At 68.5% G+C, this 23724-nt stretch carries 17 protein-coding genes; 11 read left to right on the top strand and 6 right to left on the bottom strand.

Annotated elements, in window-relative coordinates; genetic code table 11:
- Positions 1–8: 8 nt before the first annotated feature.
- On the top strand, positions 9–1217 hold the full coding sequence (locus QM693_RS14420) for an enhanced intracellular survival protein Eis (RefSeq protein ID WP_283331184.1): 1209 nt from the start codon (positions 9–11) through the stop codon (positions 1215–1217).
- On the opposite strand, the gene QM693_RS14415 is transcribed toward QM693_RS14420, so the two are convergent.
- Positions 1214–2140 (bottom strand): LysR family transcriptional regulator, encoded by a 927-nt coding sequence (locus QM693_RS14415; protein WP_061044390.1) that lies wholly within the window; start codon positions 2138–2140, stop codon positions 1214–1216. The genes QM693_RS14420 and QM693_RS14415 overlap by 4 nt on opposite strands.
- Before the next feature lie 86 nt (positions 2141–2226).
- Positions 2227–3768, bottom strand: coding sequence for an APC family permease (locus tag QM693_RS14410; protein ID WP_061044389.1), 1542 nt, complete (start codon positions 3766–3768; stop codon positions 2227–2229).
- Between the two features lie 230 nt (positions 3769–3998).
- Here QM693_RS14410 and QM693_RS14405 point away from each other — a divergent pair, with 230 nt between their 5' ends.
- The 10 genes from QM693_RS14405 (at position 3999) to QM693_RS14360 (ending at position 19864) form a co-directional block, all read left to right on the top strand.
- Positions 3999–6116: an oxidoreductase gene (locus QM693_RS14405; protein WP_283352665.1), complete on the top strand. Its 2118-nt coding sequence runs from the start codon at positions 3999–4001 to the stop codon at positions 6114–6116.
- An 8-nt stretch (positions 6117–6124) separates the two neighbouring features.
- Positions 6125–6490 carry a cupin domain-containing protein gene (locus QM693_RS14400; protein ID WP_283352664.1) on the top strand — a complete coding sequence of 122 codons (366 nt, stop codon included), beginning with the start codon at positions 6125–6127 and terminating at the stop codon, positions 6488–6490.
- Positions 6491–6525: 35 nt separating this feature from the next.
- Positions 6526–8022 carry an aldehyde dehydrogenase gene (locus tag QM693_RS14395; protein ID WP_283352663.1) on the top strand — a complete coding sequence of 499 codons (1497 nt, stop codon included), beginning with the start codon at positions 6526–6528 and terminating at the stop codon, positions 8020–8022.
- A 134-nt stretch (positions 8023–8156) separates the two neighbouring features.
- A complete protein-coding gene (locus QM693_RS14390; protein ID WP_283331180.1) occupies positions 8157–8720 on the top strand; it encodes a GNAT family N-acetyltransferase in 564 nt (187 codons plus the stop codon).
- A gap of 31 nt (positions 8721–8751) precedes the next feature.
- Complete coding sequence (locus QM693_RS14385; protein ID WP_283352662.1) at positions 8752–9738, top strand: isopenicillin N synthase family dioxygenase; 987 nt, start codon at positions 8752–8754, stop codon at positions 9736–9738.
- A 190-nt stretch (positions 9739–9928) separates the two neighbouring features.
- Positions 9929–11308, top strand: coding sequence for a dicarboxylate/amino acid:cation symporter (locus QM693_RS14380; protein WP_280782081.1), 1380 nt, complete (start codon positions 9929–9931; stop codon positions 11306–11308).
- 44 nt (positions 11309–11352) lie between these two features.
- Entirely contained in the window at positions 11353–11748 is a 396-nt protein-coding gene (locus QM693_RS14375; RefSeq protein ID WP_283352661.1) for a nitroreductase/quinone reductase family protein, read from the top strand.
- Positions 11749–12124: 376 nt separating this feature from the next.
- Positions 12125–17617 (top strand): glutamate synthase-related protein, encoded by a 5493-nt coding sequence (locus QM693_RS14370; RefSeq protein ID WP_283352660.1) that lies wholly within the window; start codon positions 12125–12127, stop codon positions 17615–17617.
- Complete coding sequence (locus QM693_RS14365; RefSeq protein WP_283352659.1) at positions 17614–19380, top strand: sulfite reductase subunit alpha; 1767 nt, start codon at positions 17614–17616, stop codon at positions 19378–19380. The genes QM693_RS14370 and QM693_RS14365 overlap by 4 nt, the downstream gene beginning before the upstream one ends.
- A 34-nt stretch (positions 19381–19414) precedes the next feature.
- Positions 19415–19864: a flavodoxin domain-containing protein gene (locus QM693_RS14360; RefSeq protein ID WP_005252412.1), complete on the top strand. Its 450-nt coding sequence runs from the start codon at positions 19415–19417 to the stop codon at positions 19862–19864.
- A 4-nt stretch (positions 19865–19868) separates the two neighbouring features.
- Here QM693_RS14360 and QM693_RS14355 read toward each other — a convergent pair whose 3' ends face one another.
- From QM693_RS14355 to QM693_RS14340, 4 genes are all read right to left on the bottom strand, one after another.
- A complete protein-coding gene (locus QM693_RS14355) occupies positions 19869–20732 on the bottom strand; it encodes a PaaX family transcriptional regulator (RefSeq protein ID WP_283352658.1) in 864 nt (287 codons plus the stop codon).
- The gene (locus QM693_RS14350; protein WP_283352657.1) at positions 20716–21951 is read right to left on the bottom strand and encodes a kynureninase; all 1236 of its coding nucleotides are present in this window, start codon (positions 21949–21951) and stop codon (positions 20716–20718) included. Before QM693_RS14350 ends, QM693_RS14355 begins: the two co-directional genes overlap by 17 nt.
- Positions 21948–22802 carry a tryptophan 2,3-dioxygenase gene (locus QM693_RS14345; protein ID WP_280782087.1) on the bottom strand — a complete coding sequence of 285 codons (855 nt, stop codon included), beginning with the start codon at positions 22800–22802 and terminating at the stop codon, positions 21948–21950. Before QM693_RS14345 ends, QM693_RS14350 begins: the two co-directional genes overlap by 4 nt.
- 133 nt (positions 22803–22935) lie before the next feature.
- Entirely contained in the window at positions 22936–23451 is a 516-nt protein-coding gene (locus tag QM693_RS14340; protein WP_283352656.1) for a hypothetical protein, read from the bottom strand.
- Between the last annotated feature and the right edge of the window lie 273 nt (positions 23452–23724).

The following is a 23724-nucleotide window of genomic DNA, read 5'->3' as shown; positions in this document are numbered from 1 at the left end:
GTCGGGGAATGACGACGACCACCGCCGGCATCACGATCAGAACGGCGACCGAACAGGACTGGCCGAAGATCACCCTGCTCAACGAGATCTGCTTCGTGACACCGCAGAACGAGGAGTTCACCGCCCACTGGAGGCAACTCGTCAGCGGCGCGCCGCCGATCATCGCGGTCGACGAGGACGCGGTGGTCGGCGCCACCATGGACATCCCCATGACCGTCACCGTTCCCGGTGGCGAGGGCGTTCCCGCGGCGGGCGTCACCGCGGTGACGGTCGCGCCCACCCATCGACGCCGCGGTCTCCTTCGCGCGCTCTACGCCGAACATCACGACCGCATCCGGACGTCGGGGGTCCCGCTGTCGCTCCTCACGGCCAGTGAGGGCGGGATCTACGGACGCTTCGGGTACGGGCCCGCAACCATCGAGACCACGTCGAGCATCGACCGCCGATTCGCCGTGCCGCATCCGAAGGCACCGGATCCGGGTGGTGTGCGGATGGTCCATCCGGCGGAGGCCCGGGCCGCGTTCACCGACGTCTACGACCGCTGGCAACGGGTGACCCCGGGGGCGCAGGTCCGGCCCGAAATCGTGTGGAATCGGATCTTCGCCGACCGTGAGAGCGAGCGCGGCGGCGGCACAAGCCTGTTCGGGCTCGTGCACGACGACGGTTACGTGCTCTACCGTCGCGTGTCCGGCGACAACGGAACCGTCGCCCGGGTGGAGGAGATCCGCACGGTCACGCGGGACGCGCACGCCGCGGTGTGGCGGGCACTGCTCGGCCTGGACCTCGTGCGGCGCATCGAAGCGCACCTCACCCCCGAGGACCCACTGCCGTATCTGCTGACCGACGGCCGGCTGGTGCGCACCACCTCGCGCCACGACGAGCTGTGGGTCCGGATCATGGACGTGCCCGCCGCGCTCGAGGCCCGCAGGTACCGAACAGACTTCGACGTCGTGATCCAGGTCGACGACGGATTTTTGGACGCCGGCGGGCGGTTCGCGCTGACCGTGCGGGACGGCACCGCGATGTGCACCCCGACCGACTCCACCCCGCAGGTGGTGCTCGACCTGGACGTGCTGGGCAGCCTGTATCTCGGCGCCCACCGGGCACGCACCTTCGCGGCCGCGAACCGGCTGCAGGCCGCGGACCCCGGCGTCCTCGACCGTGTCGATCACGCCTTCGGCGCCGACCGCGACGCCCAGATGGGGTGGCCGTTCTAGCGGGCCGAACCCGCCTGTTTCGCGAACACGGCCCGCGCCCGTTCGGCGACGGCCCGGGCCCGCGCCGTGCTCCGCACACCCTTCAGCCGGGCGAGTACCACGGGGAGGCCGGGAACGTCGTCGGCGATGGGCAGCGTCGCGACCCGTCCGCCGTCGTAGGTCCGGCCCTCGGCGGGCCGCTGGTTGAGGATCGAGAAGCCGTGGCCGCGGGCGACGAGTCCGCGCACCGTTTCGTAGCTCGCCGAGCGGTACCGGACCACCGGCGTGACCCCCGCCGCCGACAGCATCGCCAGGAAGTAGTCGCGGCTGCTCGGCAGGTCCAGCAACACCATGGGTTCGCCCTCGAGGTCGGCGAGGGTGATCGCGTCGTGTCCCGCCAGCCGGTGGTCCGGCGGAAGGATGACGTGCGGCCTGGCGACCCCGAGCGTTTCCGTCTCCATGTCGTCGCCCAGCGCGAGGTCGTAGGTCAGGGCCAGTTCTGCGGTGCCGTTGCGCAGCGCCGCCCGCACCGCCTCCGCCTGCGTCTCGACGACCTCGACCTCCAGGTCGGGGTGCTGATCGCGCAGGTCCGAGATCAGTGTCGGGAGGATGAACGGGGTGAGGGTGACGAAGCAGGCCAGGCGCACCGTTCCCCGCACGTTGTCCTCGTGACCGCGGGCCGCGTCGAGAACCTCACCGAGGTGGGCGAGGACGCTGCGGGTGTCGCGGAGCATCTCCTCCCCCGCCGCGGTGAGGACCAGTCCGCGGGACCGTTGCCGGATGAAGAGCTGGGTGCCGATCTGATGCTCGAGTTGGGAGATCGCCGAGGAGACCGCCGACTGCGCGACCATCAGTTCGTCGGCGGCCTTCGTCATGCTGGAGAAGTTCGCGGCCTCGACGAAATACCTCAGTTGGGTGAACGTCACGTCGGGTCGTCGTTGCATGCGCTCTCCTCGGGATCTGAGGCCACCAGGATTGCAGGTCTCCGACCGGGGAGCCACCCACGACACACGCGGCGGACGCGACACCGTCAGCGGATGTCGGCGTTCACGAGGTCGGGATCCGGCTGCGATCCGGGGCCGTCTTCCCGGGTGGGGCGCGGGCCACTCGCGGACCGCACGGATGTGCCGCGCACGTATCCGACGGCGCCGAGTAGCGCGAGCACGGCCAGCGTCCCGAGGGTGAACAGTTCGAACGTCCCCTGGCTCACTCCCCAGATCTCCTCGAAGTCGTAGTCCAGGCCGAACACCGATTCCAGGGTGCCCGGGAAGACCGCCACCCAGGAGCCGAGCAGCACCCACGCGAAGCACAGGATGCCGAGGACGCGGAAGCCCGCGTTTCCGGTGGGAACCCGGAAAGGCCGCACGACGTCCGGGAAACGCGTGCGCAGGCGGACCGCCGACGGGATGACGATCAGGTAGCTGAGCAGGAACGTCGAGATCGAGATGGTGAGCACGACCGCGAAGATGGAGCCGCCGGATCCGGTGATCTGCATGGCCGCGACCATGAAGACGGTGGCGACGACTCCGGACAGGAAGTTGACGCGCACCGGCGTTCCGAGACGCGGATGGAAGCGGCCGAAGAACCCGCCGAAGAACGCACCGTCGGCCGCGGCCATCGCCTGCATGCGGTCGCTGATGATCATCCACGCCGCACCCTGGGTCATCAGGATCACCGCGAAGATCACCCCGGTCACGGTCAGCATGGCGGGTGCGGCGGGACCGTAGACGCTGTACACGGTCGCGACCGCCTCGAGGAGTCCGCCGACGCCGGTGATGTCGTCCGCGGGTACGACGAGCAGGATGGCGAAGATCGGCAGCAGGTAGGACGCGGCGGCGATGGCGCAGGCGCGGGCGATCGAGATCGGGACGTCGCGGGCGGGGTTCTTCATCTCCCCGGCCGCGCTGTTGCCGGATTCGAAACCGAGGTAGGAGAACAGCAGCAGCGGCGTCACACCGAGGAGCCCGGTCAGAGTGGGGCTGAAGTCGCCCGCGGAGATGCCGGCGAAGCCATTCTTCGCGGCGTAGATGCCGGTGGTGACGAGGAAGAACAGCAGGAAGACGATCTTGAGGAACGCACCGACCGTCGGAATCCACTTGCCGCGAGCCAGACTCACGACGGCGGCGAGCACCGTCAGCCAGATGAAGACGAGCTTGAACAGGTAGTCCGTCACCGATCCTTCCTCGAACGCGGTGACGTAGTGGTTCCAGGTCTCCGCGGCGATGAACGCCATGGACCCGCCGACCCACACGGGCTGAGTCACCCACGTCAGCAGCGATGCGAGGGCGGCGAGGGGCCGGCCGAACGCTCTCCGGACCCACACGTAGACCCCGCCCTCGCCGGTGAACGTGCTGCCGATCTCGGCGAAGATGAGGCCGTACGGCAGCAGGAAGAACACCGCGAGAACCAGTGCCCACGTGAACGTCTCCGCGCCGAAGGTGGAGACCTGACCGAGAACCTCGACCGACACCACCGCCGCGACGATGAGGAAGACGATGTCGAAACGGCCGAGTGACTTCTGGAGATGTTGTGTCTGTTCGTCCGCTAGGGCGGTGGGGGTGTTGTCGCTCATCGATCGTGCCTCTCACGTTGCAGTGATGCCGGTCACTACTCTCGTCCGGACCCGGCAAATCTGTACAGCACAAAGATCCGGGGTACTGCATCAGTTCTCCAGATGCGGATGCCGCTGGGTTGGCATCTGAATAACTGATGCAGTGGCACGGAAAGATCCTGTTGACTGTTGTGGTCGCGCGGACCGACGATTCTGGCACTGCACGAACCGAACAGCGTGAGGAACCCACCGTGCGTGATCCGCGATACGACATCCTTTTCGAACCGGTCAAGATCGGACCGGTCACCGCCCGCAACAGATTCTTCCAAGTCCCGCACTGCAACGGCATGGGCTACCGGGATCCCTCCGGGGAGGCGTACATGCGGCGCGTCAAGGCCGAGGGCGGCTGGGCCGTCGTCTGCACCGAGCAGGTCGAGATCCACCCCACCTCGGACATCGGCCCGTTCATCGAACTGCGCCTGTGGGACGACCAGGACCTGCCCGCCCTGACCCGGATCTCCGAGAAGATTCACGAGGGCGGCTCCCTCGCCGGCATCGAACTCGCCCACAACGGCCTGAACAGCCCCAACCTGATCAGCCGCGAGACCCCGCTCGGCCCGCAGAATCTGCCCGTCGTCTCCTGGAACTACGACCCCGTCCAGGCCAGGGCGATGACCAAGTCGGACATCGCCGACCTCCGGCACTGGCACAAGGAGGCGGTGCGCCGGTCGCTGAAGGCCGAATACGACATCGTGTACGTGTACGCCGGGCACGCGATCGGCGGCCTGCACCACTTCCTGTCCCGCCGCTACAACAACCGGACGGACGAGTACGGCGGCAGCCTGACCAACCGGGTTCGCCTGCTCCGCGAGATCCTCGAGGATTCACGCGAGGTCGCCGACGGGAAGGCCGCCGTAGCGTGCCGCATCTCGGTCGACGAACTCCTCGGCGACGAGGGGATCACCCGCAGCGAGATCGAGGACGTGATCGGCCTGCTCGGCGAGACCCCCGATCTGTGGGACTTCGTGCTGGGCAGCTGGGAGGACGACTCCGTCACGTCGCGGTTCGGTCCCGAGGCGGAGCAGGAACCATACGTACGCGGTCTGAAGCAGCTCACCACGAAACCCGTCGTCGGCGTCGGCCGCTTCACCTCGCCCGACACGATGCTGCATCAGGTCAAGAGCGGAATCCTCGACTTCATCGGGGCGGCCCGCCCCTCGATCGCCGACCCGTACCTTCCCCGCAAGATCGAGGAGGGGAACCTCGAGGACATCCGGGAGTGCATCGGCTGCAACATCTGCGTGTCCGGCGACTTCACCATGTCGCCGATCCGCTGCACCCAGAACCCGACGATGGGCGAGGAGTTCCGGCGCGGCTGGCACCCGGAGCGAATCAAGGTCCGCTCGACCGATTCGAGCGTCCTCGTCGTCGGCGCCGGCCCCGCCGGACTCGAGGCGGCCCGCGCGCTCGGGCAACGCGGCTACCACGTCAGCCTCGCCGAGGCGAGCAGGCAACTCGGCGGCCGCGTGACCCGCGAGTCCAGGCTTCCCGGACTGTCCGCGTGGATCCGCGTGGTCGACTACCGCGAACAGCAACTCCGCAAGCTCCCCGACGTGGACGTGTTCATGGAGAGCGAGATGACCGCCGACGACGTCATCGAGAACGACTTCCACCACGTGGTCGTCGCGACGGGCTCGCACTGGCGCCGCGACGGCGTCGGCCGGTGGCACACCCACGCCGTCCCCGTCGACGAGCACGCCGACGTCCTGACCCCCGACGACGTAATGGCGGGGCTCCGCCCCCGGGGCAACAAGGTCGTGCTCTTCGACGACGACCACTACTACCTCGGTGCGGTCGTCGCCGAACTCCTCGCCAAGGAGCGATTCGACGTCACCCTGATCACGCCGGCCGCGCACGTGTCGCAGTGGACGACGAACACCATGGAAGTGGTCCGAATCCGCAAGCGAATCATCAAGGCCGGTGTGCACGTTCAGGTGAACCGCGCCGTCACCGCGGTCACCCCCCAGGGCGTCCGCACCGTGTGCGCGTTCACCGGCGACGAGCAGTTCGTCGACGCGGACGGCGTCGTCCTCGTCACCGCCCGACTCCCACACGACGGGTTGTTCCACGAACTGCACTCCCGCGAATCCGAATGGGCCGACGCCGACCTGCGCAGTGTCCGCGGCATCGGCGACGCCTGGGCGCCGTCCACCATCGCGGCGGCGGTCTGGTCCGGGCACCGGTACGCCGAGGAACTCGACGAACCACCCGCCCCGGGTCCGGTCGCCTTCCGACGCGAAGTCACCGGACTGTCCATCGAACCCGTCGAGAAATTCTCCGTCCCCCCGCTCGCCAACGCACAGAACTGAGGAACACCATGACCGCAGTGCACCCGATCCCGACCGACGCCCGGAACATCGCGGCGATGACGCCCAGCGCCTACGTCACCGCGGACACGCTCCGGGCGGGCGATCCGAAGGAACACGAAATGGTTCACCTGAGCAGCGGTGACGAGAAGTTCACCGTCGGCTCGTGGCGCGCCGAGCCGTATCGCGAGTACATCGAGTCCTACCCGGGCGACGAATACACCCGGGTGCTGGAGGGTTCGGTGACGCTGACAGCGGACGACGGCGTCTCGCACACCTTCGGACCCGGCGACGCGTTCACCCTGACCAGGGGGTGGCGCGGCGAGTACCGCGTCGACGAGCCCCTGCTCAAACAGTTCGCCATCTATGTTCCCTGATCGCACACCACCACTTTCGAGCCCGAGGGATGACGATGCCTGATCCGACCACACTCGACGACTGGACCCGGCTCGCCGCGACAATCACGCCGCGCCGGGAGCTTTTCATCGACGGCGCGTTCCGTCCCGCCAAGTCGGACGAGACGTACGACTCGATCAACCCGGCCACCGGTGAGCTGCTGGCACGGGTGGCGGCCGCGGACGCCCCGGACGTCGACGCCGCGGTGCGGTCTGCGCGCGAGGCGTTCGACTCGGGCGTCTGGTCGCGGAGCCCGGCGTCCCACCGCAAGCGGGTCCTGCTCCGGCTCGCCGAGCTGATCCTCGAACACCGGCACGAGCTCGCCCTGCTCGACTCCCTCGACATGGGCAAGCTCGTCGTGGAGGCGCTGACCGTCGACGTCCCCTCGGCCGCCGAGCTTTTCAGGTTCTACGCCGAGGCCCTCGACAAGATCGGCGGGGAGATCGCGCCCACCGATCCCGGGAGTCTCGCGCTCGTCTCCCGCGAACCCCTCGGGGTCGTCGGGGCGGTGGTCCCATGGAACTTCCCACTCGACCTCGCGGTGTGGAAGCTGGCGCCGGCCCTCGCAGCGGGCAACAGCGTCGTCCTCAAACCCGCCGAGCAGGCTCCGCTGTCGGTGCTGCGGCTGGCCGAGCTCGCCGCCGAGGCGGGCCTGCCCGACGGCGTCCTGGGCGTCGTCCCCGGGTTCGGCGCCACCGCCGGGGCGGCGCTGGGCCTGCATCCCGACGTCGACGTTCTCGCCTTCACCGGCTCGACCGCGACCGGGAAGCGGTTCCTCCGGTATGCGGCGGACTCGAATCTGAAGCAGGTCTGGCTCGAATGCGGAGGCAAGAGTCCCAACCTGGTGTTCGCGGACGCCGATCTCGACGACGCGGTGGAGAAGGCGGTCTTCGGCGCGTTCTACAACCAGGGCGCGGTGTGCTCGGCCAACTCCCGGTTGCTGGTCGAGGAGTCGGTGGCCGAACAGGTGACCGCGGCCCTCGTCCGCCGGGCGTCGTCGATCCGCCCCGGCAATCCGCTCGATCCCGCCTCCACGCTGGGTGCGATCGTCGACGAGAACCACGCTCGCACCGTCGCGGGGTTCATCGACCGGGCCCGGTCCGAGGGCCGGGTGTTGCTGGGCGGCAACAGGACCACCGTCGACGGCCGCGGGTCCTTCGTCGAGCCGACGATCTTCGCGGACGTCGCACCCACCGCCGAGGTGGTGACCCGGGAGGTGTTCGGACCCGTCCTCACCGTCCAGACGTTCACCGGCGAGGCCGACGCCGTCCGGATGGGTAACGACAGCATCTACGGCCTGGCCGCCTCGGTGTGGACCGAGAACGTGAACCGGGCGCACCGCGTCTCCGCGGCACTGCGGGCGGGGACCGTCTCCGTCAACACCGTCGACGCCATCAGCGCGCAGACCCCGTTCGGCGGGTTCAAACAGTCCGGGTTCGGCCGCGACCTCTCCCTGCACGCGATGGACAAGTACACCGGACTGAAGACGACGTGGATCCGGCTGCGGCAGTGAGCGTCACGACACCGGGTTGAGCTCCCGACCTCGCCGGGCGAATGTACCCGTCGGCGCTGCCGAGGCGCCCGAAGGTACATTCGCCCCGAAACGTGGCACCCCACATGGGCACGTCGAGCCGCTAAGCTGGCGCCATGTTTGCCCTCGTCCCTTCGGAACCCGATCCTCGATTACGTTGTGTCACAGCATTTCATGGCCACACCTCCACGATTCCGCCGATCACCGTCCGCCGGCTCGATGCGGGCGACTGGGGGTCGGTGCTCCGGATCTATTCGGAGGGCATCGCCGGCGGGCTGGCCACTTTCGACACCGAGACCCCGACACGGTCGGAACTGGACGCGCGCTGGCTGGGCGGGCACCGCTGGGTGGCGGAGGTGGACGGGACGGTCGCCGGATGGGCGGCCCTGTCCCCCGTGTCCTCGCGGCGCTGCTTCCGCGGGGTGGCCGAGAACTCCGTGTACACGGACAGGGAGTTCCGCGGCGCGGGCGTCGGGACCGCGCTGATGCGGCGGCTCATCGACGAGGCGGACTTCTCGGGCATCTGGACGCTCCAGGCCTCGGTGCTGGCCGTGAACACCGGGTCCATCGCGCTGCACCACGCGGTCGGCTACCGGACGGTCGGGGTACGGCGTCGGCTCGCGCAGATCGACGGCGTCTGGCACGACAGCGTGCTGCTCGAGCGCCGCCGGGAGACCTGACACCACGACGAAGCGGGCATACCGTGGAGGGATGCTCCCCGTCATCGACCTCGCCGAACTGGACACTCCGGCCGGGCGGGAACGGCTGCGGGAGATCACCCACCACGTGGGGTTCTTCTACCTCGACGGGCACGGCGTCGACCGCGAACTGCTCGACCGCGTGTTCACCGTCGCGAGGGAGTTCTTCGCCCTGCCCGAGGCCTCCAAGCAGTCGATCGCCATGCTGAACAGCCCCCATTTCCGTGGCTACAACCGGGTGGGCGGCGAACTGACCAACGGCGAGACCGACTGGCGGGAACAGATCGACATCGGCCCCGAGCGGCAGCCGATCCCCGGTGCCGCCCGCTACCTGCGACTGCAGGGTCCCAATCAATGGCCCGCGGATCTCCCCGACCTCGAGAAGACGATCGAGGCCCTCGACGCCGCACTCGCCGACGTCGGGATGCGACTGCTGCGGCACTGGGCCGCGTCACTCGACGCCGATCCGGCGATCTTCGACGACGCATTCGCGCACGCCCCCGCCACGCTGATCAAGGTCGTCCGCTATCCGGAACGGCCGAGCGCCGACCACACCGGAGAGCAGGGCGTCGGCGCCCACAAGGATTCCGGCGTGCTGACGATGCTGCTCCTCGAACCCGGGTCGTCGGGACTCCAGGTGGAAACCGAGACCGGCGACTGGATCGACGCGCCCGCCCGCGCCGGCTCGTTCGTGGTGAACATCGGCGAACTGCTCGAGGTCGCGACCGGCGGGTACCTGAGGGCCACCCGGCACCGCGTGCTCACCCCGGCCGGTGCGCCCGAGCGACTGTCCGTGCCGTACTTCCTCAATCCTGCCCTCGACGCCACCGTCCCGACCATCGGGCTGCCGCCGCACCTGGCCGAACGTGCCCGCGGCATCGAACTCGATCCGGCGAATCCGCTCTATCGCACGTACGGCGAGAACGCGTGGAAGAGCCGCACCCGCGCGCACCCCGACGTCTACGCCCGCTGGTATCCGGGCGAGGCCGAACCGGAGTAAACGCGCGCCGCCACCGGGAGTATTGTTCCCGCAGTGTTGTTCCTGACCTCTCGGCGCTACGTCGACCTCCGCCTGCAGGCGAGCGCAATCTGTCCGCGCTCGCGCTGACGCACCTCTCCACTCAGGACTCTCTCTCGCCGTATCCGCCCCACCGGGCGACGTTCCACGGCCCCATGCGAAAGGCACACCCATGCCCAGTCCCGCGCTGTCCACGCGCGCCGAGACCACCTCTCGACGCCGTCTACCCCAGTGGGCCACATCCTTCGGCCCCCAGATCGTCACCGGGCTCGTCGTCGGCGTCATCCTCGGACTCGTCGCCCGCGCCATGCCCGTCGCCGCCGACGGCAACGAGAACTGGCTCGTCGGAACCGTCCACACCATCGGCTCCAGTTACGTGAAACTCCTTACCGTCGCGGTGATCCCGCTGGTGTTCACGGCCATCGTCAGTTCGATCGCCAACCTGCGCGAGGTGGCGAACGCCGCGCGCCTCGCGGTCCAGACACTGCTGTGGTTCGCGATCACCGCGTTCATCGCCGTCGTCATCGGGATCGTCATCGGACTCGTCACCCAGCCCGGATCCCACACGACCGTCACCGGCGCCGGCAAGGAACCGGCCACCACCGGCTCGTGGTGGGCGTTCGTCACGGGCCTCGTGCCCAGCAACTTCCTCGGCCTGAACGCGAAGACCACCCTCACCGAGGGCGCCGCCAGCACGTCGCTGAGTTTCAACGTGCTGCAGTTGCTCGTCGTCGCGGCCGCGATCGGCATCGCCGCACTGAAGGTCGGGGCCAAGGCCGAACCGTTCCTGCAGTTCAACGCGTCACTGCTCGCGATCGTGCAGAAGGTGCTGTGGTGGATCATCCGCCTCGCACCGATCGGGACCGCCGCGCTGATCGCGAACGCCGTCGCCACCTACGGCTGGGACGCCATCGGCTCGCTCGGCTGGTTCACCGCCGCCGTCTACATCGGCCTGGCCATCGTGTTCCTCGTCGTCTACCCCGTCCTGATCCGCGCGCACGGACTGTCGGTGCGCGCCTTCTACTCCGGCGTCTGGCCTGCCACGCAGCTCGGCTTCGTCTCCCGTTCGTCGATCGGCACCCTGCCCCTCACCGAGCGGGTCACCGAACGCAATCTCGGTGTCCCCCGCGAGTACGCGTCGTTCGCGGTGCCGCTCGGGTCGACCACCAAGATGGACGGCTGCGCTGCCATCTATCCCGCGATCGCCGCGATCTTCGTCGCCGAGTTCTACGGTGTGCCTTTGTCGTTCACCGACTACCTGCTGATCATCGTGGTCTCCGTGATCGGATCCGCGGCCACCGCGGGCACCACCGGCGCCACCGTCATGCTGACGCTCACGTTGTCGACGCTGGGACTGCCCCTCGCCGGTGTGGGCCTGCTGCTCGCCGTCGAACCGATCGTCGACATGGGCCGCACCGCGGTCAACGTCACCGGGCAGGCTCTCGTCCCGACGATCGTCGCGAAGCGGGAAGGCATCCTCGACGAAGCCCGCTACAACGCCGAACGGACCGGCGACCCGTTCGAGGACGACGAACCGGTCGCCGCGAAGTAGCGAAATAGTCGACGAGGGCCTTCCGCACGTGGAAGGCTCTCGTCATGGCCGACCTCGACGCGATCAAACGACGGATCGTCATGCAATTCCAGCGGCACGTCGCCAACCCGCTCTCCAGGCGACTGTCGAGCCAGACGCTCCTCGAGACCACCGGCCGCGTCAGCGGGCAGCCCCGCGTCACGCCCATCGGCGGCCGGCGCACGGGCACCGAGTTCTGGCTGGTGTCCGAGTTCGGTGAACGGTCGAACTACATCCGCAACATCCGCGCGAACAATGCCGTTCGGCTGCGGATCCACGGCAGGTGGCATACGGGTACCGCGACGCTGCTCCCCGACGACGACGCCCGCGCCCGGTTGGCGCAGCTTCCCCGGATGAACAGCGTCGCGGTCCGGGCCGTCGGCACCGACCTCCTGACCGTCCGCATCGACCTCACCGACTGAGGTCAGCCCACAAACGCCCACGGAATAGTTACCCGCACCCGCAATAGCGTCCGCATCTGACCAATGTCCGTGCATCTCCGAGCGGGGCCCAGCGTCCTGGCCAGGTGTGATGTTCGCAACTCGTCGTTCGGCTGCACGCTCGGCGCGGATTTGGTACCGCTCGTCGGCTGCGGATCGAGCTACTTGCTCTCGAGACTTAGCCTCGGCTAATCTGCGATTTCGCGCGGACCTGCGATAGCTCCGCATCTCAGACAACGACGTCTGCCTCACCGGCGTATCGGTTCGGGGCCGGTTCTCTGCCGTGATCCTCTCGCCGACGCCACCCGTGCGCCCAGCACGGCCCCATATTCGGCGAGTATCGCGAGGAGACAGTCGGTTGAACACGAGTGCCACCGAGTCCGGCCTGTACGACAGGACGCTCGACAAGAGCAGCTGCGGCGTGGGCTTCATCACCCGCAAGGACGGCATTCAGACCCATGACGTCCTCACCCGGGGCCATCAGGCCCTGTGTGCTGTTCCTCACCGCGGTGGCATGTCGGCGGAGGGTGTCGGCGACGGCGCCGGTGTCTGCGTCGACTTGTCGGTGCCGTTCTTCCGCACGCTGACCGGTCAGGACGACCTCGAGGCCGGCCGATTCGGTGTCGGCAACTTCTTCCTCCCCACCGACGTGGCGTTCCACGGCGACGCGGAGGCCGTCATCGAGCGGGCTCTCGCCGATCAGGGTTTGCGGGTGCTGCTCGAGCGTGACGTGCCCGTCGACGCGACCGTGCTCCGGCCCGCCGCGATCCGGCACCAACTGCCGATCCGGCAGTGGGTGTTCACCGCGCCCGACGCGTGCGCCGACGAGACCGAGTTCGACCGTCGCATCCACGACGCCCTGCTCGCGATCGAGGCCGTCGCGTACACCCAGCCTGATCTGGCCGGGCTGTACCCGCTGTCGCTGAGCGCCCGCACCCAGGTGCTCAAGGGCCGCCTCAACTCGAACGAGGTGATGCCCTACTTCCAGGACCTCGTCGACCCGGCGCACGCCATCCACACCCTGTACTTCCACACCCGGTTCTCGACGAACACCGACCCGCACCCGACGATGGCGCAGCCGTTCCGTCTGATGGCGCACAACGGCGAGCTCAACACGGACAAGAAGAACCGCCTGTCCGAGACGGCGCTCGCTCGTGCCCGGAACCGGGAGATCGTCCGCCCGCACGGCCAGTCCGACAGTTGCCGCCTGGACCAGACGCTGCAGAGCCGGGTGGTGGAGGACGGTCTCGACCTGGTGACCGCGGTGGTGTCGATGATGCCGCCCGCGTGGGAGAACGACTCCACCCTGTCGTCCGAGGTCCGGGCGATGCTCGAGTACTTCTCGCTGTACGAGGAGAAGAACGACGGCCCGGCGGCGCTGATCTTCGGTGACGGCACCGTCGTCGGCGCCCGGCTCGACCGGCTCGGACTGCGTCCGCTGCGCTCGGTGGAGACGGACGAGTACCTGTGCGTCACGTCCGAGGCCGGACAGATCGACTTCGACCCCGAGACGGTCCTGCACCGCGGACGCATCGAGGCCGGCGGAATGCTGTACTTCGACCACCGTGAGGGCCGCTCGTACTCCACCGACGAGGCACTCGAGCTGCTCGCCTCCCGGAACGACTACCCGACGCTCGTCGCGGAGGCTCGCCGGACCATCGAGGCGCTGCCCGAGGTCGAGGCCGAGCCGGGACCGCTGCGGTACAACGGCGACCTCGAGCGCACCCAGCGCTACGTCGCGTACTCGCACAACCAGGAAAGCTTCAAGTTCATGATGGACCCGATGCTCGCGTCGGGTCAGGAGAAGATCTCCGCGATGGGCTACGGCAACGCCATCAACGCGCTCTCCGATCAGGAAGGCGGGGTGGCCAAGTACTTCTCGCAGCGTTTCGCTCAGGTCACGAACCCTTCGCTCGACAGCATCCGCGAGGCCGACGGCATGACGCTGCGCGTCGCGCTGGGCGCCAAGCCGAACAGCGGGGCGCGGTCGGCGCCGCAGATCGTGGTGCCGTCGCCGATCCTCACCCACATGGACATGCTGCGGATCCGCAAGCAGTCCGAGACGCCGGTGCAGCGTTTCCCGATGCTGTACACCCCCGACCACGGTGACTCCGCCGCCAACGCGGCCGCACTCGAGGCCGCGGTCGACGGGCTGTGCGACGAGGTGGAGTCGTTCGCGCGCGAGCAGGGCGGCATCGCGATCGTCACCGACCGCCACGTGGCCACCGACCGCGCCGCGCTGCCGATGATCGTGGCGATCTCCGCTGTCAACCAGCGGCTGATCGAGGAGGGCCTGCGCCTGCGGGTGTCCGTCGTCGCGGAGAGCGGTCAGATCTCGTCGTCGCACCACGTGGCCGCCGCCCTCGGTTTCGGCGCCGCCGCGATCTACCCGCTCGCCGTCCGTCTGCGCGCCGAGGAGAAGTTCGCCGACGAGGCGGATGTGGCGTTCAAGCGGTTCGCGAAGGCCGCCGAGAAGTCGCTGATGAAGACGATGGGCCGGGTCGGCCTGTGCACCGCCGAAAGCTACATCGGCGGCGAGTTCTTCGAACCCAACTACCTCGACACCGACGACCGGGTGCTGCGCCGCTACTTCGCGAACGTGAAGACGCCGGTGGGTGGTGTCGGGTTCGCCGTCATCGCGCAGGCCGTCGCCGACTGGCACCAGCGCGCCCTGACGGTCACCGGGGAGAAGGACGTCCCGCTGCTCGGTCTGTTCAAGGAGCGCGCGGAAGGCGCCGGTCACTCGTACGGCACGGCGGCCGTGCGTGGCTTCGTCGACCTCACCGAGGAGCCCATCTCGTTCGACACGGCGGGCACGCAGGACCACACGGAATCGCTGCGACTGCTGCCGTTGAACCGGCTCGAGGACGCGTTCGGTCTCGACGACGACGCCTACCGCAACGCCGGCTTCCAGAAGCTGACACCCGAGGCGATCGACCGCTTCGAGATCACCCCCGGCTACCGCGCGTTCGCGCGGACGATGGCCGAGGAGCGCACCCGTCGTCCCGCAGCGCTGCGCGACGTGCTGGATCTGCCTGCGGACGTCACGTTCCTCACCACGGCAGCCGAGTTCCGCAAGCAGATGGGCCGCTTCTCCCGCAAGGGCAACAACAGCTTCGCGGTGCGCGGACTCGAATCCGAGGCCCTCGGCGAGGACCGGTTCCGGTTGCGGCTCACCGGCCCCCACGCGGGCGAGGCCCGTGTGCTGGCGGCGCTCGGCGAGTCGCTGGCGATGCGGTTCGGCGACGACCTCCTCGAGCACAGCGTGGACGGCGATGCCCTGCTCGTGCGCACGTCCGGTGAGGCGCTGCGATGTCTGTCGCTGCTGCGCACCGCTCCGGCGAGCCTGCCGATCGAGCAGGTGCAGAAGGCCAGCGAGATCACCCCGTTCCTCACGTCCGGCGCCATGAGCCACGGTGCGTTGAACTCCAACGCGCACGAGGCCGTCGCGCACGGCACCAACATGGTCGGCGGCATGTCGAACAGCGGTGAGGGCGGCGAGCACATCTCGCGCTACGGCACCATCCGCGGTTCCCGGATCAAGCAGTTCGCGTCCGGCCGCTTCGGTGTGTGGGCCGGGTATTTGGCCGACCCGATGCTCGAGGAACTCGAGATCAAGATCGCGCAGGGCGCCAAGCCGGGCGAGGGCGGGCAGCTGCCCGCACCCAAGGTGACCGTCGAGATCGCGGCCGCGCGTGGCGGCACCCCCGGTGTCGAACTCGTCTCTCCCCCACCGCATCACGACACGTACTCCATCGAGGACCTCGCGCAGCTGATCCACGACTGCAAGGCGGCGCGGGTCCGCGTCATCGTCAAGCTCGTGTCCTCGGAGGGCATCGGCACCATCGCGGTGGGTGTCGCGAAGGCCGGCGCCGACGTCATCAATGTCGCGGGCAACACCGGCGGCACCGGTGCCGCGGCGGTGACCAGCCTCAAGTACGCCGGACGTTCGGCGGAGATCGGTGTCGCCGAGGTTCATCAGGCGTTGTGCGCCAACGGGTTGCGGCAGAAGGTGCTGCTCCGTTGCTCCGGGGCGCACCAGACGGCGAGCGACGTGGTGAAGTCGGCGCTGCTCGGCGCCGACAGCTTCGAGTTCGGCACCACCGCGCTGATGATGCTCAAGTGCGTCATGGCCAAGAACTGCAACATCAAGTGCCCGGCCGGTCTGACCACCAATCCCGAACTGTTCGACGGTGATCCGCGGGCGATGGCGCAGTACCTGCTGAACATCGCGCACGAGACCCGCGAGGTGCTGGCCGAGCTGGGGATGTCCTCGCTGCGCGAGGCCCGGGGCCGCTCCGATCTGCTGCAGCTCCTCGACCACCCGTCGAGCGTCGGCCAGCTCGACCTGCGCGCGATGCTCGCCGTGGTCGAGGAAGTGACCATCGGCGATCCGGTGTACCTGGAGAAGGACTACACCCTCGACGACGGCTGGCTCGTGCAGCTGCGCGCCGCACTGGTCGAGCAGGGCGAGGCCACGGTCGAGCTCGGCGACGGGGTACACCTGAGCAACCGCAACAAGAGTGTCGGCGCCCAGCTGGCGGTCGACATCGAGCGGATGCTGAACCACGAGCTCACCGATGTCGAACTGCCCGCGGTGCTCCGCGACGAGCGCGGCCGCGGCTACCTGCGCGACGGCAGCGTCCGGATCGCCACGTCCGGATCCGCGGGCCTGTCGTACGGTGCGTTCTGCAACGACGGCATGACCCTCGTCCACACCGGAACCGCCAACGACGGCGTCGGCAAGGGCGCCAACGGCGGCAGCATCGTCGTGCGCTCGCCCGGTGGCGGCTCCGACCTGCACGGCGGCAACGTGCTGATCGGCAACTTCGCACTGTTCGGCGCTACCGGTGGACGCACGTTCGTCGAAGGTCAGGCGGGCGACCGGTTCGCCGTCCGCAATTCGGGTGCCACCGCGGTGGTCGAGGGTGTCGGCGACTTCGCCTGCGAGTACATGACCAACGGCGCCGTCCTCAACCTCGGCGGCTTCGGCAAGGGCGTCGGCAACGGGATGAGCGGTGGCTTCGTCTACCAGTACGACCCCGAGGGCAAGCTGCCCGGCAAGGCCAGCGCGGACTCGATCCTGCTCGGCTCCATCACCGGCGACGACGAGCACGCGGCGCTGCACCGTCAGGCCGTGCACGTGCTGCTCGGGTGGCACCTCGAGGCCACCGGTTCCGCCAAGGCGGCCTGGTTGCTCGCGAACTGGGAGACCGAACAGCACCACTTCGTGTACGGCATGCCGCGCGCACTGCTGCAGTACCAGGACAGCGACGAGATCCTGAAGGCCAAGCCCCGCAAGGAGCTCGCCGACGAACTCGCCGCCGCACTGGTCGCGCACCAGGTGCGCAAGTTCAAGCTGGACTACCGGGACGGTCACGCGGTGCTGGACGGCGCCGTGCCCGGCTACGGCGAGGCCGACACCGAAGCCATGTTCGCACTGCTGAACAACTACACGGTGCTGAACGCGGCGCAGGAGATGGCGCTGTCCAAGCTGCCGGGTGCCGCGGATCCGTCCGATCCGGCGGTCGACAAGGCCGTCCGCAACCTGCTGCTCACCGAGGACTTCTTCCTCATGCAGCGGTTGCAGCGCTACGCGCGGGAAGCGTTGAAGGACTACAGCGACGAGGACCTGGCCGTGATGGTGGCGGCCAAGCGTCTCGCCGACTACAAGGATGCGCTGCGCCGCCGCAACGTGCGGTCCATCGACGCCCCCGGCACGTACGGCTGGATCCTGCACCAGGACGCCAAGAACGTCGACAAGATCGGCCGGCTGCCCGGTTTCGAGGAGCTGTTCGCGCAGCACGCTCTCCCCGATCTGATCCCCACGAGAGACGTGGTCCCCTCATGAAGATGCCCTACATCCCCCAGGACGCCCCGTTCAGCGAGGACCAGCGCGTGTGGCTCACCGGCTTCCTCGCCGGCATGAGTTCGCGCCTCGTCGTCGGCTCCGACGCGCCTGCTGCGGCGGGCGGTGGGCAGTTGCCCGCCATGCACGTGCTGTACGGCAGCCAGACCGGGAACGCCGAGGGTGTCGCGGAAGACGCTGCGGCCGCGGCCCGTTCGCAGGGCTTCGCGCCGGTGGTGAGCGCGCTCGACGATGTCGACACGGACGCCCTCGCCGCCATGCACCGCGTCCTCGTCGTCACCTCCACCTACGGTGAGGGTGAGATGCCGGACAACGCCGAGCTGTTCTGGCAGGCGCTGGCGGCGGAGACCGCGCCGCGACTGGAGAACACCGACTTCGCCGTCCTCGCGCTCGGCGACACCGGCTACGACGGGTACTGCCAGGCCGGCAAGATGATCGACACCCGGCTCGAGCAGCTCGGTGCCCGCCGCGTCACTCCGCGCGTCGACTGCGACGTCGACTACGAGGACACCGCCGCCGCGTGGGTCGCCGACACCCTCCCCCTGTTCGCGGCCGTCGAGGGCATTCGCGGCGAGTCCCCCGTCGCCGATGTCGCCGAGCCCGAGACGAAGCCGGCCCGGAAGCGGTCGCAGTGGAACCGCAAGAACCCCTACGCGTCCACGCTCTCCGTGAACCGGCGGCTGTCGAGCGACACGTCCGCGAAGGAGATCCGGCACTACGAGTTCGCGCTCGCCGACAGCGGTCTCGAGTACGAGGCCGGTGACGCGCTCGGTGTGATGCCGATCAACGATCCCGCGCTCGTCGACGCCCTGGTGTCCCGGCTGGGCATCCCGGCGGATGCCGCTGTCACCGGCAAGGAGCGACCGTTCAGCGATCTCCTGCTGCACGGGTACGAGATCTCCACGCCGAGCCACGAATTCATCGACGAGATCGAGAAGCGGGCGGGCGACGAAGAACTGAGCCACGTGCTGCGGCACGGCGACAAGGAAGCCCTCGACGCCTGGTTGTGGGGCAAGGACGTGCTCGACCTGCTGCTCCTCGAACCGTCGGTGACCCTGACCGCGGACGAGTTCGTCGGGCTGCTGAAGCCGTTGCAGCACAGGGCGTATTCCATCTCGTCCAGCCCACTCGCCAACCCCGGCAGCGTGCACCTGACCGTCGCCAGCGTCCGCCACAGCTCGGCCGGACGCGACCGCGGCGGCGTGTGCTCCACGTTCCTCGCCGATCGGATCGCCGAGGGCGGCAGCGGCGGGATCTTCGTGTCGAAGAACAAGTCGTTCCGCGTCCCCGCGAACGACGACGCACCGATGATCATGGTCGGCCCCGGCACCGGCATCGCGCCGTTCCGCGCGTTTCTGCAGGAACGGCAGGCGCGGGGCGCGTCGGGACGCAACTGGCTGTTCTTCGGCGACCAGCACCGAGCGTCGGACTACATCTACGAGGACGAAATCGGCGCGATGAGCGACAGTGGTCTCCTCACCCGACTCGACCTCGCCTTCTCCCGCGACCAGGCGGAGAAGATCTATGTGCAGAACCGGATGGTCGAGAACGGCGCGGAGTTGTTCGCCTGGCTCGAGGACGGCGGCCACTTCTACGTCTGTGGCGACGCCACCCGGATGGCGAAGGACGTCGACCGGGCCCTGCACGAGGTCATCGCCACCCATGGCACCCTTTCCACCGAGCAGGCCGCCGACTACGTGACCAAGCTCAAGAAGGAAAAGCGCTACCTGCGCGACGTGTACTGACCACGTCGGCAGCAACTCACGAGGAGCAAGAACAATGGCAGTGGTGATTCTGTACGGCAGCGAGGGCGGAACCTCCGAACTGGTGGCCGACAACATCGCCGACGTGCTCGGCGACTACGGCGACACGTCCCTGTACGACATGATGGAGTTCGACGCGGGCGACCTCGACCCCGAGAATTTCCACGTCATCGTGTGCTCCACCTACGGTGAGGGCGAGCTGCCCACCGGCGCGGAACCCTTCTTCGAGGGTCTCGAGGAGGACGAACCCGACCTCACCGGTGTGCAGTTCGCGCTGTTCGGCCTCGGCGACAAGGTGTACGAGGAGACCTACAACCGCGGCGGCGAGATCATCGCGGAGAAGCTCGTATCCCTCGGCGCGGTCCAGGTCGGCGAACACGGCAGGCACGACGGGTCCAGCTCGATCCGCCCGAAGGATCAGGCCGAGGAGTGGGCCAAGAACATCGGCGAGGAATTCCTCGGATAGCACCTCACACGGGTAGTCGCGACTGCACGCTCCGCATCCAGTCGCGGCTCCCGTCGAGGTAGCGGTCCCGCGCCGACGCGAACAGGCGGACGCTGTCGGCGCCGGGCCAGTCCGCGGGCAGCATCCCGGTAGGCAGGCCCGGGTCGATGTACGGGATGATGCGCCATTCGTCGAGCAGCGGAACGAACCGGACGAACGCCTCGCGCGGCGACACCTCCCCTGCGGCAGACAGCGCGACCCGGTGGCGGTCCAGGAAATCGCGGTGCCGCCCGGCGATGCCGCCCAGATCCCACCACCGCGTCGCCGCGTCCCCCATCGAATCGGGGACGAACACCGCCGTGGACACGAACGTGGTCACGTACTCGGACAGGCCCAGCGCGGCGACGATGTCCTGGACCTCGCGGGCGAGGTACTCGGGGGCGATCCACAGGCCGGGCGACACGGTTCCGCAGCCGATCCAGCCGAGTCGCCTGCGCAACTGGTGCCGCACCGCCCGTTGCGATTCGGGGATGGTGAACGAGATCAGCCGCCAGGGGTCGGTGTCCGCCATCTGACGGAAGCCGAAGATCCGCGGATCGCCGCGCCTGAACATCGCCTCGGCCTGCTCGGTCACCTCGTACCCGCTCCGCCCGTCGCGGGTCAGCGGCCGCAGCACCCCCTTCTTCTTCAGGCGGGCCACCGCGATGCGCGTCGATTCGGACGGGATACCGACGGCCTGCATCAATTCCACGAAGTCGGCGATCGCCACCCACCCGCCGAGGTCGCGCACGTACGCGCCGAGGACCGTTCGGATCAGCGACGTCGCGCTGCCGGGCCGCGAATCGAAGTCGTCGAGGATCGCGCTCGCCGGTTCAGTCGGTGAGTTCATCACGGATCGCGAGTATCCCGGCGCACACCTCACAGAAGCTGGTACTCAACGGGCTCAGGCCGAGCCGAAGCCCCTGCGGGGCCCGGAAGTCGGGGATGACGCCCTTCGTCCACAGTCGCTCGACGACGGTCTGGAACCGCGGGTGGTCGATGATGACGTGACCACCCCGTTCGGCGGAATCCTCCGGCGACCCGATCTCCGCGCCCAGCGGAACCAGAAATTCGCGCACGAGGTCGAGTGCGTACTCGGTGAGCGCGATCGACTTGGCGCGCACGGCGTCCATGCCGACCTCGTCGAGGAGTGCGAGGGTGTCCTGCAGTGCGATCATGCCGAGGACCGACGGCGTTCCGCTGATCACCCGCCGGATGCCGGGTGCCGGGCGGTAGCCCTGCTCCATCGCGAACGGGTTGTCGCGGCCCATCCAGCCCCAGATCGGCTGCACGAAGTCCTGCTGATGGTCGGCACGAACGTAGGCGAACGCCGGTGAGCCCGGTCCGCCGTTCAGATACTTGTACGTGCACCCGACCGCCAGATCGACACCCCACGTGTCGAGTTCGAGGGGAACCGAGCCGACGGAGTGACACAGGTCGAGCAGCAGGAGCGCACCGGCGTCGTGTGTCACGCGAGCGGCGCCGGCGGCGTCGACCAGGTACCCGGAGCGGTAGGCGACGTGGCTGAGCACGACGAGCGCGGTGCGTTCGGAGACCACGGACTTCAGGTCGTCGACGGTGACGCCGCCCCGGGTATCGGACTCGATCCACCGGAGCGTGAGCCCGAGTTCTCCCGCGACGGCCTCGAGCACGTACCGGTCCGTCGGAAAGTTGTCGCGGTCCACGACGATCTCGGGGCGGTCCGGCCGCAACGCGAGCGCACCTCGCGCGAGTTTGTACAGCAGGACCGTCGTCGAGTCGCCGATGGTGGTCTGCCCGGCGGCCGCGCCGAGCGCCACCCTCGCGAGAGTGTCACCGATCGTGATCGGCAGGTCGTACCACTCCTCGTCCCACCCGCGGATGAGCCGGCCACCCCACGACTGGGTGACGAAGACGCCTATCCGCTCGGCGCTCGCCTTGGTGGGTCGGCCGAGCGAGTTGCCGTCGAGGTAGGCGGGCACCGAGGGGTCGTCGGCGCCGATGAACAGGTCTCGGTACGGGCGCAGCGGGTCCACGGCGTCGAGTTCGGCGGCGCGGGCGGCCGGCACATCGGTCGAGGTGGTCATCATCGTCCGATCTCGGTGCGCACGGCCAGCAGTTCCGGGAAGAACGTCAGGTCCAGCGCCTTCTGCAGGAATCCCACTCCGCTGGACCCTCCCGTTCCGGATTTCATGCCGATGGTCCGCAGCACCGTGCGCATGTGACGGAAGCGCCACAGCTGAAAGTTCTCCTCGAGGTCGACGAACTCCTCGAAGGCCTCGTAGACGGCCCAGTGTTCGTCGTGGTTCTCGTAGACGAACTTGATCAGGGGCAGCAAATCCTCGTTCAGCGTGTAGGCGGCGGTCACGTCGCGGTCCAGCGCGGAGGCCGGCACGTCGTACCCGAGCCGCGCCAGACACTGCCAGAACGCGTCGTACAGGCTCGGCTCGGCGAGGAGCCGTTCGAGCAGATCGTGGGCGGCGGGATCGGCGTCGAACACCGCAAGCATTCCGGCGTTCTTGTTGCCGAGCACGAACTCGACGGCGCGGTACTGGTAGGACTGGAACCCGGACGAATTGCCGAGGAACCGGCGGAACTCCGAGTACTCGGTGGGGGTCAGCGTGGCCAGCACCGACCACTGTTCGGTCAGCGTCTTCTGGATGTGCTTGACGCGGGCCACGCACTTGAGCGCCCGGCCGATCTCGTCCTCGTCGAAAGCGGCTCGAGCCGCGAGTGTTTCGTGCAGGACGAGCTTCAGCCAGAGTTCGGTGGTCTGGTGCTGGATGATGAACAGCAGTTCGTCGTGATGCTCCGGCCGGCTCACCGGTTTCTGCGCGCTCAGCAGGGTGTCGAGGTCGAGGTACGAGGCGTAGCTCATCCGCTCGCTGAAGTCGGTGACGATGTCTTTCTCGATGGCTCTGGTGTTGGCCTGCACGCCCATGACCGTCCTCACTGCTGGTGTTCGAGTTCCGGGCTCCGCCCTCCATATTACATAATCGTGGCGACCGCTACAGTTGTCGAATACGCGCTTCGTAGCTCGGCTATTGACCAGACGTCACGGACCCCACCGACGCTTACCGTTCCGCGTCAGCAGGAGCTGTGATCGTGGTGGTGGTCGTCGGCGTGGGTCTCGTCGTCCGCGTCGGTAGCTCTGGTGGCGGCAGCATCCAGGTGGTGGTCGGTTCCGACGAGCGTGTCACCGGGAGCACCTCGAAAGTCGTCTGCACCACCATGGACGGGGTCGGCAGACACCGCAGACCGGCCACCTGGAAACCGCGACTGCCGCGGTTCGGCACCGCCGCGCGGAAGTCGGCGACGCTGCCGACCTGACGGGTCTCGCCCAGGACACGATCGCCGAACTCCACCGCCCACGGCCCGCCACAGGCCGGAAGGCTCGTCGCGTGATACTGGATGCGGTCGCCCGGCTGCCCGCGCGGCGGAGTGAGGACGAGGACCGGCCCGGCGGGATCGAGCATGCGCGTCGCGTCCCTGTCGGGTTCGCTCGACGCACCGCCGCCGGTGTGGAATGCGAGCAGGACAGCAACCGACCCGACGAATACCGTCGTCGCCAACCAGGGTGTCTGCCGCACCGGTCTCACCTCGCACCCTCAATTATGCGGCTTCGCCGTCCGTGCGCACCGACTCAGCGCGCATCCGAGAGAAGACCACGCACAGAGCCACCTCACCCAGGACACGAACACCCGTGGCCAGATGTCGTCACGGGTACGTACGGTGACCCGGTGAGCGAACCAGCGCGCAGAGTCGACATCGTCTTCGCCCCCGGCGTGGTGGCGCACCGTGGAACCGCGGAGGAACTCGTGGGCCGGGCGCTGGATGCGCGCGGCCTGACCGGTGGGTTGATG

The organism is Rhodococcus sp. IEGM 1305 (assembly GCF_030058635.1).
Classification (GTDB): domain Bacteria; phylum Actinomycetota; class Actinomycetes; order Mycobacteriales; family Mycobacteriaceae; genus Rhodococcus_F; species Rhodococcus_F opacus_D.
Note: the sequence above shows the minus strand (reverse complement) of the source record. Positions and strands in the feature narration are given on the sequence as shown.